Here is an 18025-nt window from a genome sequence, read left to right as displayed (position 1 = left end):
CAGATGGAGATCGGATTGCGATCGCGCGTCGCTCAACGGAACTGCACACCTTCGAACCGGCCGCTGCGGCGCCATTCGTCGATATATTTGAAGTAGGCCGAGGCGCCGGCGGGATGGCCGACATTGAGGCGGGCGGCCGGCCCCGGCTCGCGACCCTCATTGTTGTAATAGCCGGGCGTGCAATCGGGCCCGCCGATCATCCGGCCGACTCCGGTGAGCAGCAGTTCGACCCAGCGATCCTCGGCTTCCCTGCTGACCTCGATGGCCTTGAAGCCGTTGTCCCGCGCGTGGCTGACCATCAGGGCGATGGTCCGCGCGGCCTCCGTCAGATTGTGCGGCACGTTGGAAATGAGATTGGCGCCCTGCGTCGGCTGCACGAAGAACACATTGGGGAAGCCGTGGACGTGGATGCCGTGCTTGGTGCGCATGCCCTGCCCCCAATAGTCCGACAGCTTGACGCCGTCGCGGCCGGTCAGGTCGAAGCCGGCGCGGCGCTTGTACTCGGTGCCGACCTCGAAGCCGGAGGCGTAGATGATGCAGTCGAGCTCATATTCCTTGCCGGCGACGACGACCCCGCGCTCGGTAATTAGCTCAACACCCTTGCCGTCGGTATCGACCAGATGCGTGCCCGGCGTGTTGAAGGCCTGAAGATAGGCGTCGTGGAAGCACGGCCGCTTGCAGAGCTGGCCGTACCAGGCCTTGAGGTTTTTGGCGGTCTCGCGATCGCGGACGATGGCGTCGACCCGGTTGCGGATCTCCTCCATCTTCTCGAAGTCGGAGTCCTCGAACGCGGCCCGCATGTTCTCCACGGTCCTTTGCTCACGCGGCAGCAGCACGATCTTGGCGCGGATCCGCTTCGACAGATCGGTCCAGCCGTCCTGCACCAGATCCTCTTCCGCCGAGCCGCCGGCCTGGTTGGCGGTGAAGTTCTCGAGCCAGCGCTGCTGCCAGCCGGGCGTCGCGATGCCTGCGAACCATTCAGGGTCGATCGGCGCATTGCCGCGCACATCGACCGATGACGGCGTGCGCTGGAACACGTAGAGCTCCTTGCAGGCGCGTGCGAGATGCGGCACGCACTGCACCGAGGTCGCGCCGGTCCCGATGATGCCGACGCGCTTGTTGGCGAGCTTCCGCATCGGCGCGCCATTGGGATCGCCGCCGGTGTAGTCGTAGTCCCAGCGGCTGGTGTGGAACGAATGCCCCTTGAAGTTCTCGATGCCGGGAATGCCGGGCAGTTTCGGCACATGCAGCGGGCCGGTACCGATGCCGACATACTGCGCGGTGAAGGCGTCGCCCCGGTTGGTGCGGATGAGCCAGCGCGACTGCGCCTCATCCCAATCGAGGCTCGTCACCTCGGTATGAAACAGCGCGTTGTCGTAGAGGCCGAAATGCCGGCCGATCCGCTGGCAGTGCGCGAGGATCTCAGGCGCATGCGCGTATTTCTCTGACGGCATGTGGCCGGTCTCTTCCAGCAGCGGCATGTAGACCATCGACGCCGTGTCGCACTGCGCGCCGGGATAGCGGTTCCAGTACCAGGTGCCGCCGAAATCGCCGCCCTTCTCGACGATGCGGACGTCCTTGACGCCGGCTTCGGTGAGCCGCGCCGCGGTGGCGAGCCCGGCGAAGCCGCCGCCGATGAAGGCGAAGGTGACGTGATCGGTCTTCGGCGCGCGCTCCGCGACCGGCGTGTAGGGATCATCGAGGTAATGCGCGAGCTGTCCCTTGATTTGCAGATATTGGTCGTTGCCGTCCGGACGCAGCCGCTTGTTGCGCTCCTCCACATACTTTTGCCGAAGCCGCTCCTTGTCGATCGCGGCGGGTTTTGCGTCCCGGACCTGGTCGGTCGTCGTCATCGGAAGGCGCCTCACTCCAGCGGTCATTTGTCGTTGTCCGCGGGACATAAGCCGATATTGGAACGATTGGCAAATATATTTCGATATATTGACAGAGACTGCTATCTAAGACCATTATTTTGCATGACAGCCTCCTCCTCGGCCGAAGTTCAAGCGAATCCCTCCTTTGCGACCACCCTGGCGCATGGGCTCGATGTGCTGGCGGCCTTCCGCAATCACCCCGGCTCGCTGTCGAATGCCGAGCTCGCGCTGCATACCGGCCTGTCGCGGCCGACGGTGTCGCGGCTGACCTATACGCTCGAGCAGCTCGGCTATCTCAGGCGCGACGCCAAGGGCCGCTTCGTGCTCGGGCTCGGCGTGCTCGCCGCCGCCTACCCCGTCCTGTCGTCGCTGAAGGTCCGCCAGCTCGCGCGCCCGCTGATGCGCGACTTCGCGGCCTATGCCGGCGGCACCGTGTCGATCGCGATGCCGTTCGGGCTCGACTTCATCTATGTCGAGACACTGCGCACGACGGATGCCGCGCCGCACGTGCCTGACGTCGGCTTCGTCTCTTCGCTGGCGCCGACCGCGGTCGGACGCGCGCTGCTGTCGCTGTTCACCAGGGACGAGCTCGACACCTATGTGGCGCGCGTGAAGGCCGAGCGGCCCGACGACCTCGACTACGTCCGGAAGCGGACCTTGCCCGACATCGAATTGTGCAGGGAGCGCGGCTTCGCCGTCTCGATCGGCGAATGGCGGCGCGAAATCTTCGGCGTCGCGGCACCGCTCTATCGCACGCCGACCGGCGAATGCCTGTCGGTCAATTGCGGCGTTCCCTCATTCCGCTTCAGCCCGGAGCAGATCGAGCGCGAATGCGGCCCGCGCATCCTCGGGCTCGCCCGTAGCATCCGCGCGCTGGTCGTGGAAGGCTAGAGTACACGTCGGCGACTAGGCACGGGCGCGACGCCGGCGATGCTGCTCGCGACGGCCCTTGAGGGCTCGTGAGATAGCTGCAACTGCCCAATGCCGCCCCAGAGCGGATTTGGGTGATGCATATGGCATTCCAGGGAACCTGAGCAAGGTTCCGGGCGTTAGTTCGCAGGGCGAGGAGTGACCCCAATGACCGCAACCTCACAAACCGATCCGCCCGTGGAGCGGGCTTCCGAAGCAACCCGTTGGAGCCAGCTCGTAATCGGCATCATCTGCATGGTGATGATCGCCAACCTCCAATATGGCTGGACACTCTTCACGATTCCCATCAGCCAGAAATTTGGTTGGAGCCTGGCGTCGATCCAGGTGGCGTTCACGCTCTTCGTGCTCTTTGAAACCTGGCTGGTACCCGCCGAGGGCTACCTCGTCGATCGCTTCGGGCCGCGGATCGTCGTCTTCGCGGGTGGGTGGCTCACCGGGCTCGCCTGGGTTCTCAACTCCTTCGCAGCCTCGCTTTGGATGTTATACATAGCCCAGATCATCGGCGGTCTCGGGGCAGGAGCTGTTTACGGCACCTGCATCGGCAACGCACTCAAATGGTTTCCGGACCGCCGCGGGCTCGCGGCCGGATTGACCGCCGCCGGCTTCGGCATCGGCTCGGCGCTTACGATCATTCCCATTCAAAGGATGATTTCAACGCATGGCTACGAGAATACGTTTTTGACCTTCGGCATCGGCCAAGGCGTCATCGTCGTTGTACTCTCGTTGTTGCTGTTTGCACCGCGGCGCGGACAAGCACCGGAAGCCTCGCGACTCGTGCAGCAAGGTCGCCTTCAATATCAACCGTTGCAGGTGCTCAGAGAACCGACCTTCTGGGTCATGTATCTGATGTTCATGCTGATGGCGGCGGGGGGATTGATGGCAACGGCGCAACTCAAGCCCATCGCCAAGGACTTTCATCTCGACACCACGCCAGTCGCGTTGATCGGCATCACCCTGCCGGCGCTGACGTTTGCGTTGACGATCGATCGAGTCCTCAATGGACTTACACGGCCGTTCTTCGGCTGGGTCTCCGATTTTCTCGGTCGGGAGAACACCATGTTCATTGCCTTCCTGTTGGAGGGCATCGGCATATGGGCCCTGTACGTGTATGGGCAAAACCCACTGGGATTTGTGCTTCTGAGCGGGGTCGTATTTTTCGCCTGGGGCGAGATTTACAGCCTCTTTCCCGCCTCCTGCACCGATTGCTTTGGCGTCAAGTACGCTACGACCAATGCGGGCTTGCTGTACACCGCGAAAGGAACAGCGTCACTGCTTGTGCCGCTCGCCAACGTGTTGGTGGTGGAGACCGGCGGCTGGAAGGGCGCCTTTATCATCGCCTCGCTCTTCAACATCATTGCCGCGCTGATGGCCATCTTTGTTCTCAAGCCGATGCGGCACAAGCTCCTGACGCGCTCAAGCGAAGAGCAAGCGTGGGTTGAGGGAACGCAGCCGACCTGACAAGAGCCTGGCCGTTTGGCGGCTTGGGTTGGGTTTGCCCGGATGGCAAAGGTGAAGCCGCGCATCAGATTCACGTTCGACTGCCGCGGCGCGCACGGGTGGCATGTCCCCTCGCCGATGGCGTCGATCTTGGCATGTCTGCTTCAAATTATCAGTACGCGGCTTGGACTCACTTCTTCACCTTGCTCGCATCCATCTTGATGCTGCCGTCGAGCATCCTGGTCGTGAACGCGGTGTTGACGTCGAACGGCTTCTCCATGCCGAGATAGGTCTGCACCAGCTCGTAGTCCTTCTTCATCCGCTCACCGTCGATCCAGCCGAGCGCCTTCGTTGTGGTGAACTCGTCGGTCATCAGGTGCTTGATGCGCTCCCACTGCCGCTCCTGGTTCTCCTTGTCGAGGCCGGAGGCCTGGTCGAGCAGCGCCTTCAGGCAGGGCGCGACGTCGGCGACGCAGGCGGCATAGGCCTTCTGGGTGATCCGCACGAAGTCTTCCACCAGCTTCGGGTGCTTCGCCATGTAGGCACCGTTGACGACAAGCGAATTGCCGTAGGGGTTGAGGCCGATGTCCTTCCAGTTGAGGAAGCCGAGGTCCTTGCCGAACTCGATCACCTTCAGGTCGTGCTCGTTGTAGAAGTCGCTGATGATATCGACGGTGTGGCTCTTCAGCGCGGCGATCTTGGCGGTCGGGCCGACATTCACGAACGTCACGGAGTCGGGCGCAATCCCCGCAGCCTTGGCGAAGGCCGGCCACATCACGCGCGAGGCGTCGCCGGGCGGGTTGCCGATCTTGTGGCCAGGAAAATCCTTCGGCCCGTTCACGCTGTAGCTCTTCAGCCAGTAGAAGGTCTGGCCAGTGTTGGCGTAGATGCTCATCAGCGCCACGACGTCGGCACCCTTGCCCTTGGCCACCAGCATGGTCGCGAGGTCGGCGATGCCGAATGGCGAGCCGCCCGAGCCGACCTTCAGCGCCGAGACGCCGGAGCCCTTGCCGACCTCGATGGTGAGATCGATGCCGGCCTTCTCGTACCAGCCCTGCGCCTTGGCATAATAGAACGGCGAGTGATCCGCGGTCGGCGTCCAGTTCAGGATCAGGTTGACAGCCTCGCCCGCAACGGACGGTGCCGCCGGCATCGCGAGCGCGATCGCCAAAGCCACCGCTCTCAAACCTCTCATCGCATCCTCCTCAAGCCACAAGGCTGGCCTTGTCGCCGCACCTCCCTGACGCTACCAATGCAACAGAGGACGAGACGAGTTGTCAACTGTTTGGTTGGAAATGCTCAAGAGACAATCGGACGACACCAAGCCGCAGCGCCGCGACCCCGTCGCCACAAGGAAGAAGCTCTTGACCGCGGCGCGGCGCGAGTTTGCGGAGAACGGGCTGGCCGGCGCCCGGGTCGACGAGATCGCGGCGCGCGCCGGTGTCAACAAGCAACTCGTCTATCACTATTTCGGCGACAAGGACGCGCTCTACCTCGCCGTGCTCGAATGGGTCTATGAGGAGATCCGCGAGCAGGAGCGCAAGCTCAATCTCGAAGGCTTGCCGCCCGACGCGGCGATCAAGACGCTGATCGAGGCCTCGTTCGACCATCTCGCCGCCCACCCCGACTTCATCGTGCTGCTGAACGACGAGAACCGCGGCGGCGCGCGCCATGTCCGCGGCTCCCGCAGGCTCGAGGCGATGCATTCGCCACTGGTCAGCATGGTCTCGAAGATCCTCGCCGAAGGCGTCCGCGCCGGGACCTTTCGCAAGGGCGTCAACCCCGTGCACCTCTACATCTCGATTGCGGGGCTGAGCTACTTCTTCTTCTCCAACACGCCGACGCTGTCGGCAATCTTCGGCAAGGACCTCTCCAGCCCGACCGAGAAACGCGCGCGGCGCAAGCATGTCGTCGATCTCGTGATGCAGTCGCTGCGGCCGTAGCGGGCGGTCACAACAGTAAGGTGAGCACGCGGCTCAGGCTCCCTCCCCCCTTGCGGCAGGGCAATCGCATATGCCGGTTATGCTGCGCGTTCGAACCCTTCCGCCGGTGCGTCCCTAACCTGCCAATCACTGAGTTGCCCGACGTGGCAAGCCCTCACAGCAAAAATATTTCTGTTTTCCAGAAGTACAACTCAGTCTATGATCCACCCGTCTCACCCGCTTGAGGGGCGCTTCGCGATCGTCACGAGTGCTGGGTCGAGATGCGGTGGACGCCGATGTCACGGCTGACGAGCGTGGCAGATAGCGGACGGCGAAGTCGTGCAGGCCTGACGCCCTAGTGGCAGGTGTCTCATCAGTTAGGGGGCAAAATCTCTCACTGATGACGGTGACAACAAAGCCCAGTCTCGCCGGGGAGAGCACGTATAAGCCGTAAACCATCGCGCAGGGAAAGCCGGGATTGCTCCGGTTTCACCTGTGGTCCTACCTCCCGTGCTTTCTATTCGCACGGGACCCATGGGTGCGATCGGCACCCGGCTTTCCCTGCGCCCTCTGATCGAAGAGCGGCGAAGATATAAGCAAACCTCGGACAGATCGTGTCGCGAGAACGGTGTTTTGTGTCTCCGTCATTGCGAGCGAAGCGACTTGTCCGCCGAAGCCTTTGGCGAAGGCGGAAGATGTGACGTTGCGCAACGCAACAAACTCGGCGTCGTCCTGGCGAAAGCCAGGACCCATTACCCCAAGTGCTCGTTGCTGCGCAACGCCAGGGCCACGATCCCCTTCACAATCAAATGCGGTGGTTATGGGTCCTGGCTTTCGCCAGGACGACGAATGCGCGCGGCACGTGCCCTCGCACAAATCGCGTCGGGAAGGACCTGAATATGCTTTCGGTGGGACGAACCTCTAATCAACCAGATGGTTGAAAGCTATCGAAGACCGCGATAGGTTGCCCGGGCGCCCGAAGGACATGCGCAACGACAGGGAGGAACCAGGTGTTCAACGGCGGAGGACGGTCGGCGCGGTCATTTGCGATCATCCTGATCGCGCATCTGGCCGTGATCGTGGTCTGGCAGATCGTGGTCGACGCCTTCCACATCCCGAAATTCATCCTGCCCTCGCCGCTGGAAACCATCGCGACGCTTGGCGCCGCCAAATATGCCTGGCTGCAAAATCTGCTGGTGACCGCGGCCGAGATCCTCGGCGGCTTCTGCCTGGGGGCATTGGTCGGCGTCGCGCTCGCCGTGGTGTTCACCTGGTCGCCGCTGGTCAGCCTGCTGCTGCTGCCGCTGTTCGTGACTATGAACATGATCCCGAAGGTCGCACTGGGGCCGCTGGTCATCGTGTGGTTCAGCTACGGCATCGTGCCCAACATGCTGATCGCGTTCTCGATCTGCTTCTTCCCGATCCTGCTGACCACCGCGCGCGGCCTGAGCGAGGTCGAGCCGGATCTGCTCGATCTGGTGAAATCGCTGCGCGGCTCGCGCTGGACGGTGTTCCGCAAGATCCAGCTGCCGGGGTCGCTGCCCTACGTGTTCTCCGGCATGAAGGTCGGCGCCATCCTCGCGGTCGCCGGCGCGATCGTCGGCGAATTCATCGCCTCCGAGCGCGGGCTCGGCTACCTGATGATCCAGGTGCAGTCCTCGCTCGATACGCCCGCGATGGTGATGGCCGTGGTGCTGCTCACCCTGCTCGGCGTGGCCCTCTACGGCCTCGTGCTCGGCCTCGAACGGCTGTTCGTGGTCCGCGACGTCAGGCTGCAATAACAACAGGAACGACCCATGCTGCTCACCCGCGACACCCTGCCTGACACGATCCCCGACGTCGCCGCGCTCGACGAGCTCTTGTGCCGGCCGAGCCAGGCGCTGATCGACGATCTCGGCAAGGTCGACGGCGACATCATGATCCTCGGCGTCGCCGGCAAGATGGGCCCGACCCTGGCCGGACTGGCCAAGCAGGCCCTGCCCGATCGCCGCGTGATCGGCGTCGCGCGCTTCAGCGACGCGAGCGTGAAGGACTGGCTGCAGGCCCGCGGCATCGAAACCATCAATTGCGATCTGCTCGACGAAGCCGCGATCAAGGCGTTGCCGAAGAGCCCGAACGTCATCTTCATGGCCGGCCGCAAGTTCGGTGCCGAAGGCGATCTCTCGCTGACCTGGGCGATGAACGCGCATGTCCCGGCGCTGGTCGCGCAGGCCTTCGCGGGATCGCGGATCGTGGCGTTCTCGACCGGTTGCGTCTATCCCTTCGTGCCGGTCGACGGCAAGGGCTCCGACGAAGACATGGCGCCGAACCCGCCCGGCGAATACGCGCAGTCCTGCGTCGGGCGCGAGCGCATGTTCGAGTATTTCTCCCGCAAGTTCTCGACGCCCGGCCGCCTGTTCCGCCTCAATTACGCGATCGACATGCGTTACGGCGTGCTGCACGATATCGCCAGCAAGGTGTATCTGGGCAAGCCGATCGACGTCAGCCTCGGCCATGTCAATTTCATCTGGCAGGGCGATGCGGCGGCGCAGGCGCTGCGCTGCCTCGCGCATTGCGACACGCCGACCTCGCCGATCAATGTCAGCGGTCACGAGATCCTCGCGGTGCGCGACCTCGCCGCCAAATTCGGCCAGCGTTTTGGCCGCGCGCCGGTGATCGTCGGCAAGGAGGAACCGACCGCCTGGCTCACCAATACCGCGCAGGCCGTGAAACTGTTCGGCCTGCCGATCGTCGATACCGACCAGCTCGTCGCCTGGACCGCCGACTGGGTTGCGCGGTCGATGCCGAGCTTCGGCAAGCCCACCAAATATGAGGTGCGCGATGGCCGGTACTGACGACCTCGCAATCGTCGAGCTGGGCGTCGATGACGCGCCGGCCGGCCTTGCGCTGTCGACGGAAGCGCACTGGAACCAGAACGAGGCCGACTGGCAATTTTTCCTGAGCCACGGCATCGTGTTCGGCGTGCGCGACGGAGATCATCTGATCGCGACCGCAGCGCTATTGCCCTACTCCGACGGCAACGCCTGGATCAGCATGGTGCTGGTCACCGCGAGCTGGCAGCGCCGCGGCCTCGCGACCCGGCTTGTGGATGCCTGCTTGGACGCGGCGCGGCAGCGGAAGCTGACGACATGGCTTGACGCGACGCCGGCGGGTACTGGGGTCTACGGCCCACTCGGCTTCACGCCGACGCTGGAGCTGCGCCGGCTTCGCCTGACCAATGCGACGGGAGGACGTGAAGGCACAAAAGCGTCGTTAGCTGGACAGGCTGACGATCTGATAAGGCGCGATCGCAGCGCATACGGCTTTGAACGCAAAACGTTGCTGCAGGAGTTTTGCGGTCGCTCCGGCTCGCGCCTCGCGTCGAATGACAAGGCGATTGCGCTTGTCCGCGACGGACGCGTCGCCCGCCATGTCGGGCCGCTGTTTGCGGATGATGCCGCGGGTGCCATCGCGCTGGTCGAAGCCATCGCGCAATCCGAGACGCGGCCGCTGATCATCGACGCCGTGCATTCGCAAACCGATTTCCTGAAGGGTCTCGTCGCCGCGGGCTGGACCATCGAACGGCCGTTCCAGCGGATGCGGTTCGGCCCGCGGACAACGCCGGGTGCGGAGCAACCCTTTGCCGTCGCGGGACCGGAATTTGGATAGGACAGGCCATGCACCATAGCGACATCAAGCCAGAGATCCGCAAGCTGATCGCCGATGGCACGGTGGTGCCTGCGCATCCGCTCGCGCTCGATGCCGATCGCCGGCTCGACGTCAGGCACCAGCGCGCGCTGACCCGCTACTACATCGACGCCGGCGCAGGCGGGCTCGCCGTCGGCGTCCACACCACGCAGTTCGCGATCCGTGACGTCGGCCTCTACAGACCGGTGCTGGAGCTTGCCGCCGAGACGGCCGCGGCCTGGAGCAAACGACCGCTCGCGTTGGTCGCCGGCTTCGCCGGCCCGACCAGCCAGGCGGTTGCGGAGGCGAAGGTCGCGCGCGGCATCGGCTATCACGCCGGCCTGCTCAGCCTTGCGGCGATGAAGTCCGCCTCCGAGGACGAGATCATCGCCCACTGCGAAGCGGTGGCAAACGAGATCCCGCTGGTCGGCTTCTACCTGCAGCCAGCGGTCGGCGGCGTGATCCTCAGCACCGATTTCTGGCGGCGCTTTGCCATGATCGACAACGTGATCGCGATCAAGATCGCGCCGTTCAACCGCTACCGCACCCTCGACGTGCTGCGCGGCGTCGCCGCCGCCGGCGCACTCGATCGCGTCGCGCTCTACACCGGCAATGACGACCACATCCTGCTCGACCTCACGCTGCCGTTCGACCTGCGCGAGCAGGGCGTCACCACGCGGACTTATTTCAAGGGCGGCCTGCTCGGCCACTGGTCGGTGTGGACCGCGAGCGCCATCAAGCAGTTCGAGGCCTGCAAGGCGGCGCGCCACAAGGAGACCGTGCCGGCAGACCTGCTTGCGCTCGACGCCCGCGTCACCGATTGCAACAGCGCCTTCTTCGACGTCGCCAACAATTTCCACGGCTGCATCGCCGGCTGCCACGAGATCCTGCGGCGCCAGGGACTGATGCAGGGCATCTGGTGCCTCGATCCGAATGAGGGCCTGAGCCCCGGCCAGATGGCCGAGATCGATCGCGTCTGCCGCGAGCATGCCGATCTCTCCGACGACGCCTTCGTCGCCGCCAACCTGGAGAAATGGCTGGCATGACGGCGGAGCCCTTCATCAGCCTGCGCAACGTCCGAAAGCTCTACCGGTCGAAGGGCGCCGAATTCCTCGCAGTGTCCGACGTCACCATGGACGTGCAGGAAGGCGAGCTGGTGTCGCTGGTCGGCCCCTCCGGCTGCGGCAAGACCACCGTGCTGAAGATCCTGGCCGGCCTGCATGCGGCCGACGGCGGCACGGTCAGAATCGGCAACGCAAAGACGCCATTCGATCCAGCCCGCGACATCGGCATGGTGTTCCAGCAGGCGCTGCTGCTGAAGTGGCGCACCATCCTCGACAATGTGCTGCTGCCGGCGGAGATCGTCGGTCTGCCCATCAAGGCGGCGCGCGAGCGGGCCCGCGACCTGCTCAACATGGTCGGCCTTGCCGGCTACGAGGACAAATATCCCCAGCAACTCTCCGGCGGCATGCAGCAGCGCACCGCGATCGCGCGCGCTTTCGTCCATGATCCCAAACTGATCCTGATGGACGAGCCGTTCGGCGCGCTGGATGCGCTGACCCGCGAGCAGATGAATCTGGAGATGCTGCGCATCTGGCGCGAGAGCGGCAAGACCATCATCTTCGTCACGCACAGCATCCAGGAAGCCGTATTCCTGGGCTCGCATTGCGCCGTGCTGACAGCGGGGCCGGCCCGCATGTCCGAGTATTTTCCGATCGACCTGCCCCTCCCGCGCGACCTGCCGATCAAGACGACGGATGCGTTCGGCGCCTATGCGCGGCGGATCTATGCGAGCCTGGGGCTCGGCGCACACAGCTAGTATTTTGGAGGACCAATCGTCCAGCCATCGCTAGTCATAGGACGTCGTGCCGCTGTCGCGATAGGCCCACAGGCATTCGCGCGGCAGCGAGACCGGCGCCTCGACGCCGACCTGATGGCGGGCGGCCGTGCCGAGCTCGATCGCCTCCAGCCGCTTGCCGAACAACTCGATGCTGTAGGCGGTCTGGGTGCCCTGATAGCGGCGGTCGAGCACCTTGGCCGCGAACGTGTTGGCGCCGTCGGGGCGGCCGATCGCGATGTTCTCGGGCCGCAACGCCACGCGCACCTTGTCGTCCGGTCCGAGCGCCTGCAGCAGCGCCACCTCGCCCTGCCTACCATCGCCGAAATCGACCACGCCGTAGCCGCCGTTGCATGCGACCAGCGTGCCCGCGAGTTCATTGGTGGCGCCGGTGAAGTTGGCGACGAACAGGTCGGCCGGACGATTGTAGATCCGATCAGGCGTATCCATCTGCAGCAGCCTGCCGTCACGCATCACCCCGATGCGGTCGCCGAGCACGACCGCCTCGGCCTGGTCGTGGGTGACGTAGAGCGCGGTCATGCCAGTCTGCTTGAGGATGACGCGCAGATCATCGCGCAGCCGCAGGCGCAGCTTGGCGTCGAGGTTCGACAGCGGCTCGTCGAGCAACAAGAGCTGCGGGCGGTAGACCATGCTGCGCGCCAGCGCCACGCGCTGCATCTGCCCGCCCGAGAGCGCCACCACCGGGCGGTCGGCATATTCGGACAACCCAACCAGCGCGAGCGCCTCCTCGACCATGCGGTTCGCCTCGGCGCGCCCGATGCTCCGGTGCTTCAGCGGATAGACCACGTTCTGCCGCACTGTCATGTGCGGCCACACCGCATAGGACTGGAACACCATGCCGAGGTCGCGCGATCGCGGCGGCACCAGGATGCCGCGCGCCGGCGACGACACCACGCGCCCGGAGATGCTGATCTCGCCGCCGGTCGGATGCTCGAGCCCGGCGACGCAGCGCAGGGTCGTGGTCTTGCCGCAGCCCGACGGGCCGAGCAGCACCACGATCTCGCCGGCCGGCACTGTGAAGCTGACGCCGTCGATGGCCGGGCGGCCAATCGCGAACTGCTTTCTGAGTTCGGTGACCTCGAGCGTCGCCGTCATCGCCGTACCCATCGCCTACTGCCGATAGCCGAACGTCTTGTCCCAGTCCGCCACCCACGCGGCATGCAGCTTCACATACTGGTCGAAGTTCGGATACCAGAGCTTGACCACCTTGGGATCGAACCCCTCGGGGAAGGCCGGCGGATCCTTCAACGAGGTGAGGTTGCCGAGTTCCTTGATCATGAAGGTCTGTCCCTCCTTCGACAGGCACCAGTTCAGGAACAGTTTCGCCGCATTCGGATGCGCGGCCGTCTTCGGAATGCCGGTGGCGTAGGGATTGACCGGCGCGCCCTCGGGCGGGAAGAAGATCTCGACCGGGGCGCCGTCCTTCTTCTTCTGGTAGATCACGTTGTAGAGCAGCGGCCCTATCGCAATCTCGCCGCGCACCAGCGCATCGGCCATCGGCGCGCCGGAGGGATAGAGCACCGGGTGTGTCGCGGCCTGCTTGGCCCAGTAGTCCTCGCCGAGCACCTGGCGCTCGAACATGATCCGCGTCCAGGTCGTGCCGCCGGACTGCGCGAACACCTGCCCGATCATCTTGTCATATTGCGGCTTGGTCAGATCCATCCAGGATTTCGGCGGGTCCTTCACCAGCTCGGTGTTGTAGGCGATCGACCAGGCGAGGGTCGCGCGCGGCCAGAGCTTTGGCGAGATCAGCGCGTCCTTGCTGTAGTCGGCCGCGTTTGGCGGCGCATAATCCTGGAACAGATTCTCCAGCGGCTGCATCAGCGCGCGGTCGGAATGATCAACCACGTCGGCGATCAGCTTGCCCGCTGCGGCCTCCGTCTTCACGCGAGTGATGAGCTGGCCGCCGGGCGCGCGGACCATCTCGATCTGGATTTCGGGGAAGCGCTTGTTGAAGGCCTTGATCACCTGCTGCTCGATCTCGGCGAAGTTCGCGGTGTAATAGACGAGCTTGCCCTCGGCCTTCGCAGCCTTGATCAGCTCGGGCGAGCCGAACTCCTCGGCTCGCGCAGCCGGCGGCAGCGCGAGCGCCGCGACACCAGCCAAGGCCATTGTGGTGAAGGTCCGTCTATCCATCGCCAATCCTCCCCTCGCTCGTTGTTATCCGGTTCGCGTCACGTTGCGCTGCGCGGCGCCGCGCGACAGCCAGTTGGCCCCGCCGATCAGGACGCCGAGCAGCACCGTCTGCACCAGGCTGAAGGCCGCGGTCTTTCCGACATTGCCGCCCTCGTAATAATCGAGCAGCAAGACCGACATCACCATGGTGTTGCTGGTGTAAAGGAACAGCGACGAGCCGAGCTCGCGGATCGCCAGCACGAACAGCAATGTCATCGCGGCCAGCACGCCCGGCCGCGCCAGCGGCAGCACGATCGTCCCGATCGTGCCGAGCATGCCCCGGCCGCAGACCCAGGCAGCCTCCTCGAGCTCGCGATGGATCTGCATGAACGAGGTCGAAAGCGCCTTCACGGTGTCGGGCATGAAGCGCGCGATGAAGGCGAGCGCGAGAATCCAGATCGTGCCGTAAAGTCCGCCGGGCACGCCGATCCAGGCCCAGAGATAGGCGACGCCGACCACGAGGCCGGGGATCGCGACCGGCAACGTCGAGATCAGGTCGATCGCGCGCCGTCCGCTCACTCGCGTCCGATGGATGGTGTAGCCGATCGCAAAGGCCAGCGCGCCGCCGGCGACCGCGGTGATGATGCCGACCTCGACGGCGTTGTAAATCGATCTCACCGTCAGCGGATTGTCGAAGATGCTCCGGAAATGCATCAGCGAGTACTGCCGCATGTCGAACAGGCTCGCGACGTCGCGGATGAACATGAACTTGCGGAAGGCGGCGACGATCAGCGCCAGCGACGGCAGCACTACGACGACAAGCAAGTAGACGACACCGAGCGCAAAGGTGAGCCAGCGCCAGGGACCAAGATCGAGGCTGCGCGGCCGGAACGCCTTGCCTGCGACGGTGGTGTAGCTGCGCCCGCTCAGCACCTTCTGCTGGAGATAGACCAGCAGCCCCGTCACCACCATCAGCAGGATCGCAACCGCGGCCGCGGTGTTGTAGAGCGGCGGCGACCAGTTGGTAAGCTTGAAGATATAGGTCGTCAGCACGTTGATGTTGCTCGGCGCGCCCAGCACCGCGGGAATGCCATAGATGCCGAGCATCACGATGAAGGACAGCAGCATGCCCGACACGATCGCGGGCATGATCAGCGGGAACGTCACCGTGAACAGTGTCGCGAACGCACTGGCGCCGGAGATTTCCGCGGCCTCCTCCAGGCTCGGATCCATGTTGCGCAGCGCGGACGAGGTGAACATGTAGACATAGGGCGCGTAGTAGATGCCGAACACGAACACCAGGCCCCACATCGAATAGAAATCGACCCGCAGGTCCGATCCCATCCACTTGAACACCGTGTTGATCAGCCCGGTCTTCGGCGAGCCGAGAATGACCCAGGCGACGCCCGCCACAAGAGGCGGCGCGAACAGCGGCAGGATGCTGGCCGCGGCGATGAAGCCCTTGAACGGCGTGTTGGTGCGAACGACGATCCAGGAAAACAAAAGCCCGATCGCGACGGCGATGGCCGTGCCCCCACCGCAGGCGATCAGCGTGTTGAGCAACGCCTCTCCGACATTCGGGTTGGCGAGCACGGTGAGAAAGTTGGTGATCGACAGGTGGCTGAGGCTGAGACGGATGCCGTCGACCACCGGATTGGTGTCGGTAAGCGCGCCGAGCAGCAGCATGAAGACGGGATAGATGACCAGGAAGGTCAGCAGCGCCAGCAGCGCCGTGACCCAGAGGCCGGAGAACGCACGGCGACGAGCGCCCTCGCTGGCGCCACGCTTGACTTCGCTGCGCCGGTCCGCCTGTCCGTGCAATGCGCTTCCCCTCTGCAGCCGCGTTCTGGACGCGCGGCGAGCTTGTATGCCAAGGGTAGTCGATCGCTCCGATGACGCAAGCTATCCGAAAGTCGCCACCGCGCGATTCTGTGACGCACCGGCGGACACAAGATGACATGCGGCGAAGCGGGATTGGCGGGCCCGTCAAGGGTGACGCCATCGAAGACCTGATCGTGATGTCCCGCGTCATGATGGATCATGCGCTCCAGAATGACCTGGCGCTCGGCGCGGCCGGCCGCCGGATCCTGCGCGCCATTGAGGGCACCGGAACGCGACGGCCTCCGGCAAGGCCGCTTCGCATACGCATCATGCAGTGGAACCGCTGTGGAACGAAGTGCTGGCGTAGTACATGGCGGGCGCGGAGACATCTAAGACATGCTCGAAAAGACCCCGACGGCCGGCGCACCCTCGGCGCCCAAGACCGATGGATTGCCCTGGGAACGCCGGCGCTGGGCGGTGGCCGCGATCTTCACGGCGCTGGCAATGGCCTCGCTCGATACGGCGATTGCCAACATCGCGCTGCCGGCGATCGCCAACGATCTCCAAGTCAGCCCCGCCGAGGTCGTCTGGGTCGTCAATGTCTACCAGATCGCCCTGGTCGCGACGCTGCTGCCGCTCGGCGCACTCGGCGAAATCGTCGGCCATCAGCGCATCTATCTGTGCGGCCTCCTGCTGTTCACAGTGGCGTCACTCGGCTGTGCGCTGGCGTGGTCCCTGCCAAGCCTTCTCGTCGCGCGAACCCTGCAGGGACTGGGTGCCAGCGGCCTGATGAGCGTGAACACCGCGCTGGTCCGCTTCGTCTATCCCAGCCGGATGCACGGCCGCGGTTTCGGCCACAATGCGCTCGTCGTCGCCACCGCCTTCACCCTGGGGCCGACGATCGCCTCCGGCATTCTTGCGCTCGGACCATGGCCTTGGCTGTTCGCCGTCAACATTCCGTTCGGCCTGATCGCCGTCGTGATCGGCCTGAAGACGCTGCCGCCGACGCCGCGCGCCACCCACGCCTTCGACTTCCTCGGTGCGGCGCTCGCCAGCGCCTGTCTCGGCCTCTTTATCACCGGCATCGGAAGCGCCGCCCACAAGGCGGCACCGGCGCTGGTGATCGCCGAACTCGTCGGCGCCCTGGCGTTCGGCTGGATCCTCACCCGGCGGCATGCCGATCATCCCGCGCCGATGCTGCCGATCGATTTGTTCCGCCGGCCCGTCTTTGCGCTCTCTGCCGCCACCGCGATCTGCTCATTTGCTGTGCAGGGGCTCGGCTTCGTGTCCTTGCCGTTCTACTTCGAAGACATATTGCACCGGTCTCAGGTCGAAACCGGCTTCTTTATGACGCCCTGGCCGCTGGTCGTCGCCATCATGGCGCCGATCGGCGGACGGCTCTCCGACCGCTACCCGGCCGGCATCCTCGGCGGCATCGGCCTGCTGCTGCTCGGCATTGGCATGATGCTGCTGTCGACGCTGCCGGCGGAGCCCAGCATCGCCAACATCGTCTGGCGCATGATGATCTGCGGCCTCGGCTTCGGTTTCTTCCAGACACCCAACATGAAGGCGATCATGTCGAGCGCCCCGACACATCGCAGCGGCAGCGCCAGCGGTATCGTCGCAACCGCGCGGCTGATCGGACAGACCACGGGCGCTGCGTTGGCCGCCCTATGCTTTGCGATAGCCGATCGCGAAGGCGCGACGCTCGCGCTTGCGCTGGGCGCAGGGTTTGCGGCGGTCGGCAGCGTCATGAGCTTCCTGCGGCTGGCAGTCACTTCACCGAAAAAAGCATGACAGCTATGTGGCGCGAGGAGTGCGGCTCAACACCGCGCCATCAACAATCTTCCCGCGCTGAAAACGAATTTTCTTGATTTGAACCGTTCAGGGTTCACGGCCAACATCGCGGCGAAGTTCAATCGGTGGATTGGACCAATCAGGTGGAAGCGATGGCAAACCTCAAAATAAACGGCAAGACAATCAATGTAGACGTCGAGGACGACACGCCGCTGCTCTGGGCAATCAGAGAGAATGTCGGGCTGACGGGGACGAAATACGGTTGCGGCATTGCGCAATGCGGCGCTTGCACCGTGCATATCGACGGCGTCGCGATGCGCTCCTGCGGCGTCACGGTCAGCGAAGCCGCAGGCAAGGAGATCATCACCATCGAGGGCCTCGGCGCCAACGGCGCGCTGCACAAGGTGCAGCAGGCCTGGATCGGCAATGACGTGCCGCAATGCGGCTATTGCCAGAGCGGGATGATCATGGCGGTGGCCGCACTGTTGAAGGAGAACCCCAAGCCGACCGATCAGGACATCGACGACGCCATCACCAATATCTGCCGCTGCGGCACCTTCCAGCAGGTGCGCGAGGCGATCCATGCTGCCGCGAACGCGTGAGGA

15 protein-coding genes are annotated in these 18025 nt (G+C 64.5%); 10 read left to right on the top strand and 5 right to left on the bottom strand.

Annotated features, from left to right (window positions below; genetic code table 11):
- Window positions 1-32: 32 nt before the first annotated feature.
- The gene (locus tag MTX19_RS12015; protein WP_280983776.1) at window positions 33-1853 is read right to left on the bottom strand and encodes an NAD(P)/FAD-dependent oxidoreductase; all 1821 of its coding nucleotides are present in this window, start codon (window positions 1851-1853) and stop codon (window positions 33-35) included.
- A 123-nt stretch (window positions 1854-1976) separates the two neighbouring features.
- On the opposite strand from MTX19_RS12015, the gene MTX19_RS12010 reads away from it, so the two are divergent.
- On the top strand, window positions 1977-2765 hold the full coding sequence (locus MTX19_RS12010; protein ID WP_280983775.1) for an IclR family transcriptional regulator: 789 nt from the start codon (window positions 1977-1979) through the stop codon (window positions 2763-2765).
- A gap of 186 nt (window positions 2766-2951) precedes the next feature.
- On the top strand, window positions 2952-4262 hold the full coding sequence (oxlT, locus tag MTX19_RS12005) for an oxalate/formate MFS antiporter (RefSeq protein WP_280983774.1): 1311 nt from the start codon (window positions 2952-2954) through the stop codon (window positions 4260-4262).
- Window positions 4263-4431: 169 nt separating this feature from the next.
- Here oxlT and MTX19_RS12000 read toward each other — a convergent pair whose 3' ends face one another.
- Complete coding sequence (locus tag MTX19_RS12000) at window positions 4432-5436, bottom strand: ABC transporter substrate-binding protein (RefSeq protein ID WP_280983773.1); 1005 nt, start codon at window positions 5434-5436, stop codon at window positions 4432-4434.
- Between the two features lie 100 nt (window positions 5437-5536).
- Here MTX19_RS12000 and MTX19_RS11995 point away from each other — a divergent pair, with 100 nt between their 5' ends.
- From MTX19_RS11995 to MTX19_RS11970, 6 genes are all read left to right on the top strand, one after another.
- A complete protein-coding gene (locus MTX19_RS11995; protein ID WP_280976657.1) occupies window positions 5537-6184 on the top strand; it encodes a TetR/AcrR family transcriptional regulator in 648 nt (215 codons plus the stop codon).
- Between the two features lie 989 nt (window positions 6185-7173).
- A complete protein-coding gene (locus tag MTX19_RS11990) occupies window positions 7174-7944 on the top strand; it encodes an ABC transporter permease (protein WP_280985976.1) in 771 nt (256 codons plus the stop codon).
- A 15-nt stretch (window positions 7945-7959) separates the two neighbouring features.
- Window positions 7960-8997 carry an NAD(P)-dependent oxidoreductase gene (locus MTX19_RS11985; protein WP_280983772.1) on the top strand — a complete coding sequence of 346 codons (1038 nt, stop codon included), beginning with the start codon at window positions 7960-7962 and terminating at the stop codon, window positions 8995-8997.
- Window positions 8984-9811 (top strand): GNAT family N-acetyltransferase, encoded by an 828-nt coding sequence (locus tag MTX19_RS11980; RefSeq protein WP_280983771.1) that lies wholly within the window; start codon window positions 8984-8986, stop codon window positions 9809-9811. The genes MTX19_RS11985 and MTX19_RS11980 overlap by 14 nt, the downstream gene beginning before the upstream one ends.
- An 8-nt stretch (window positions 9812-9819) precedes the next feature.
- Window positions 9820-10875, top strand: coding sequence for a dihydrodipicolinate synthase family protein (locus tag MTX19_RS11975; RefSeq protein WP_280983770.1), 1056 nt, complete (start codon window positions 9820-9822; stop codon window positions 10873-10875).
- Complete coding sequence (locus MTX19_RS11970; RefSeq protein ID WP_280983769.1) at window positions 10863-11648, top strand: ABC transporter ATP-binding protein; 786 nt, start codon at window positions 10863-10865, stop codon at window positions 11646-11648. The genes MTX19_RS11975 and MTX19_RS11970 overlap by 13 nt, the downstream gene beginning before the upstream one ends.
- 30 nt (window positions 11649-11678) lie before the next feature.
- Here the strand turns inward: MTX19_RS11970 and MTX19_RS11965 are convergent, their stop codons facing one another.
- The 3 genes from MTX19_RS11965 to MTX19_RS11955 are packed head-to-tail and all read right to left on the bottom strand — an operon-like array spanning window position 11679 to window position 15623.
- Window positions 11679-12794, bottom strand: coding sequence for an ABC transporter ATP-binding protein (locus MTX19_RS11965; RefSeq protein ID WP_280983768.1), 1116 nt, complete (start codon window positions 12792-12794; stop codon window positions 11679-11681).
- 3 nt (window positions 12795-12797) lie between these two features.
- On the bottom strand, window positions 12798-13823 hold the full coding sequence (locus MTX19_RS11960; RefSeq protein WP_280983767.1) for an extracellular solute-binding protein: 1026 nt from the start codon (window positions 13821-13823) through the stop codon (window positions 12798-12800).
- Between the two features lie 24 nt (window positions 13824-13847).
- The gene (locus MTX19_RS11955; RefSeq protein ID WP_280983766.1) at window positions 13848-15623 is read right to left on the bottom strand and encodes an iron ABC transporter permease; all 1776 of its coding nucleotides are present in this window, start codon (window positions 15621-15623) and stop codon (window positions 13848-13850) included.
- Window positions 15624-16019: 396 nt separating this feature from the next.
- Between MTX19_RS11955 and MTX19_RS11950 the strand changes: the two genes are divergently transcribed.
- Complete coding sequence (locus MTX19_RS11950) at window positions 16020-17420, top strand: MFS transporter (RefSeq protein WP_280985975.1); 1401 nt, start codon at window positions 16020-16022, stop codon at window positions 17418-17420.
- A gap of 152 nt (window positions 17421-17572) precedes the next feature.
- Window positions 17573-18022 (top strand): (2Fe-2S)-binding protein, encoded by a 450-nt coding sequence (locus MTX19_RS11945; protein ID WP_280983764.1) that lies wholly within the window; start codon window positions 17573-17575, stop codon window positions 18020-18022.
- Window positions 18023-18025: the final 3 nt, after the last annotated feature.

It is taken from the genome of Bradyrhizobium sp. ISRA464, from assembly GCF_029910095.1.
GTDB lineage: Bacteria > Pseudomonadota > Alphaproteobacteria > Rhizobiales > Xanthobacteraceae > Bradyrhizobium.
Note: the sequence above shows the minus strand (reverse complement) of the source record. Positions and strands in the feature narration are given on the sequence as shown.

Coding starts and splice junctions, on each gene's coding strand:
- MTX19_RS12015 (WP_280983776.1), bottom strand. CDS start 1,853: ATGACGACGACCGACCAGGTCCGGGACGCAAAACCCGCCGCGATCGAC.
- MTX19_RS12010 (WP_280983775.1), top strand. CDS start 1,977: ATGACAGCCTCCTCCTCGGCCGAAGTTCAAGCGAATCCCTCCTTTGCG.
- oxlT (WP_280983774.1), top strand. CDS start 2,952: ATGACCGCAACCTCACAAACCGATCCGCCCGTGGAGCGGGCTTCCGAA.
- MTX19_RS12000 (WP_280983773.1), bottom strand. CDS start 5,436: ATGAGAGGTTTGAGAGCGGTGGCTTTGGCGATCGCGCTCGCGATGCCG.
- MTX19_RS11995 (WP_280976657.1), top strand. CDS start 5,537: ATGCTCAAGAGACAATCGGACGACACCAAGCCGCAGCGCCGCGACCCC.
- MTX19_RS11985 (WP_280983772.1), top strand. CDS start 7,960: ATGCTGCTCACCCGCGACACCCTGCCTGACACGATCCCCGACGTCGCC.
- MTX19_RS11980 (WP_280983771.1), top strand. CDS start 8,984: ATGGCCGGTACTGACGACCTCGCAATCGTCGAGCTGGGCGTCGATGAC.
- MTX19_RS11975 (WP_280983770.1), top strand. CDS start 9,820: ATGCACCATAGCGACATCAAGCCAGAGATCCGCAAGCTGATCGCCGAT.
- MTX19_RS11970 (WP_280983769.1), top strand. CDS start 10,863: ATGGCTGGCATGACGGCGGAGCCCTTCATCAGCCTGCGCAACGTCCGA.
- MTX19_RS11965 (WP_280983768.1), bottom strand. CDS start 12,794: ATGGGTACGGCGATGACGGCGACGCTCGAGGTCACCGAACTCAGAAAG.
- MTX19_RS11960 (WP_280983767.1), bottom strand. CDS start 13,823: ATGGATAGACGGACCTTCACCACAATGGCCTTGGCTGGTGTCGCGGCG.
- MTX19_RS11950 (WP_280985975.1), top strand. CDS start 16,020: ATGCTCGAAAAGACCCCGACGGCCGGCGCACCCTCGGCGCCCAAGACC.
- MTX19_RS11945 (WP_280983764.1), top strand. CDS start 17,573: ATGGCAAACCTCAAAATAAACGGCAAGACAATCAATGTAGACGTCGAG.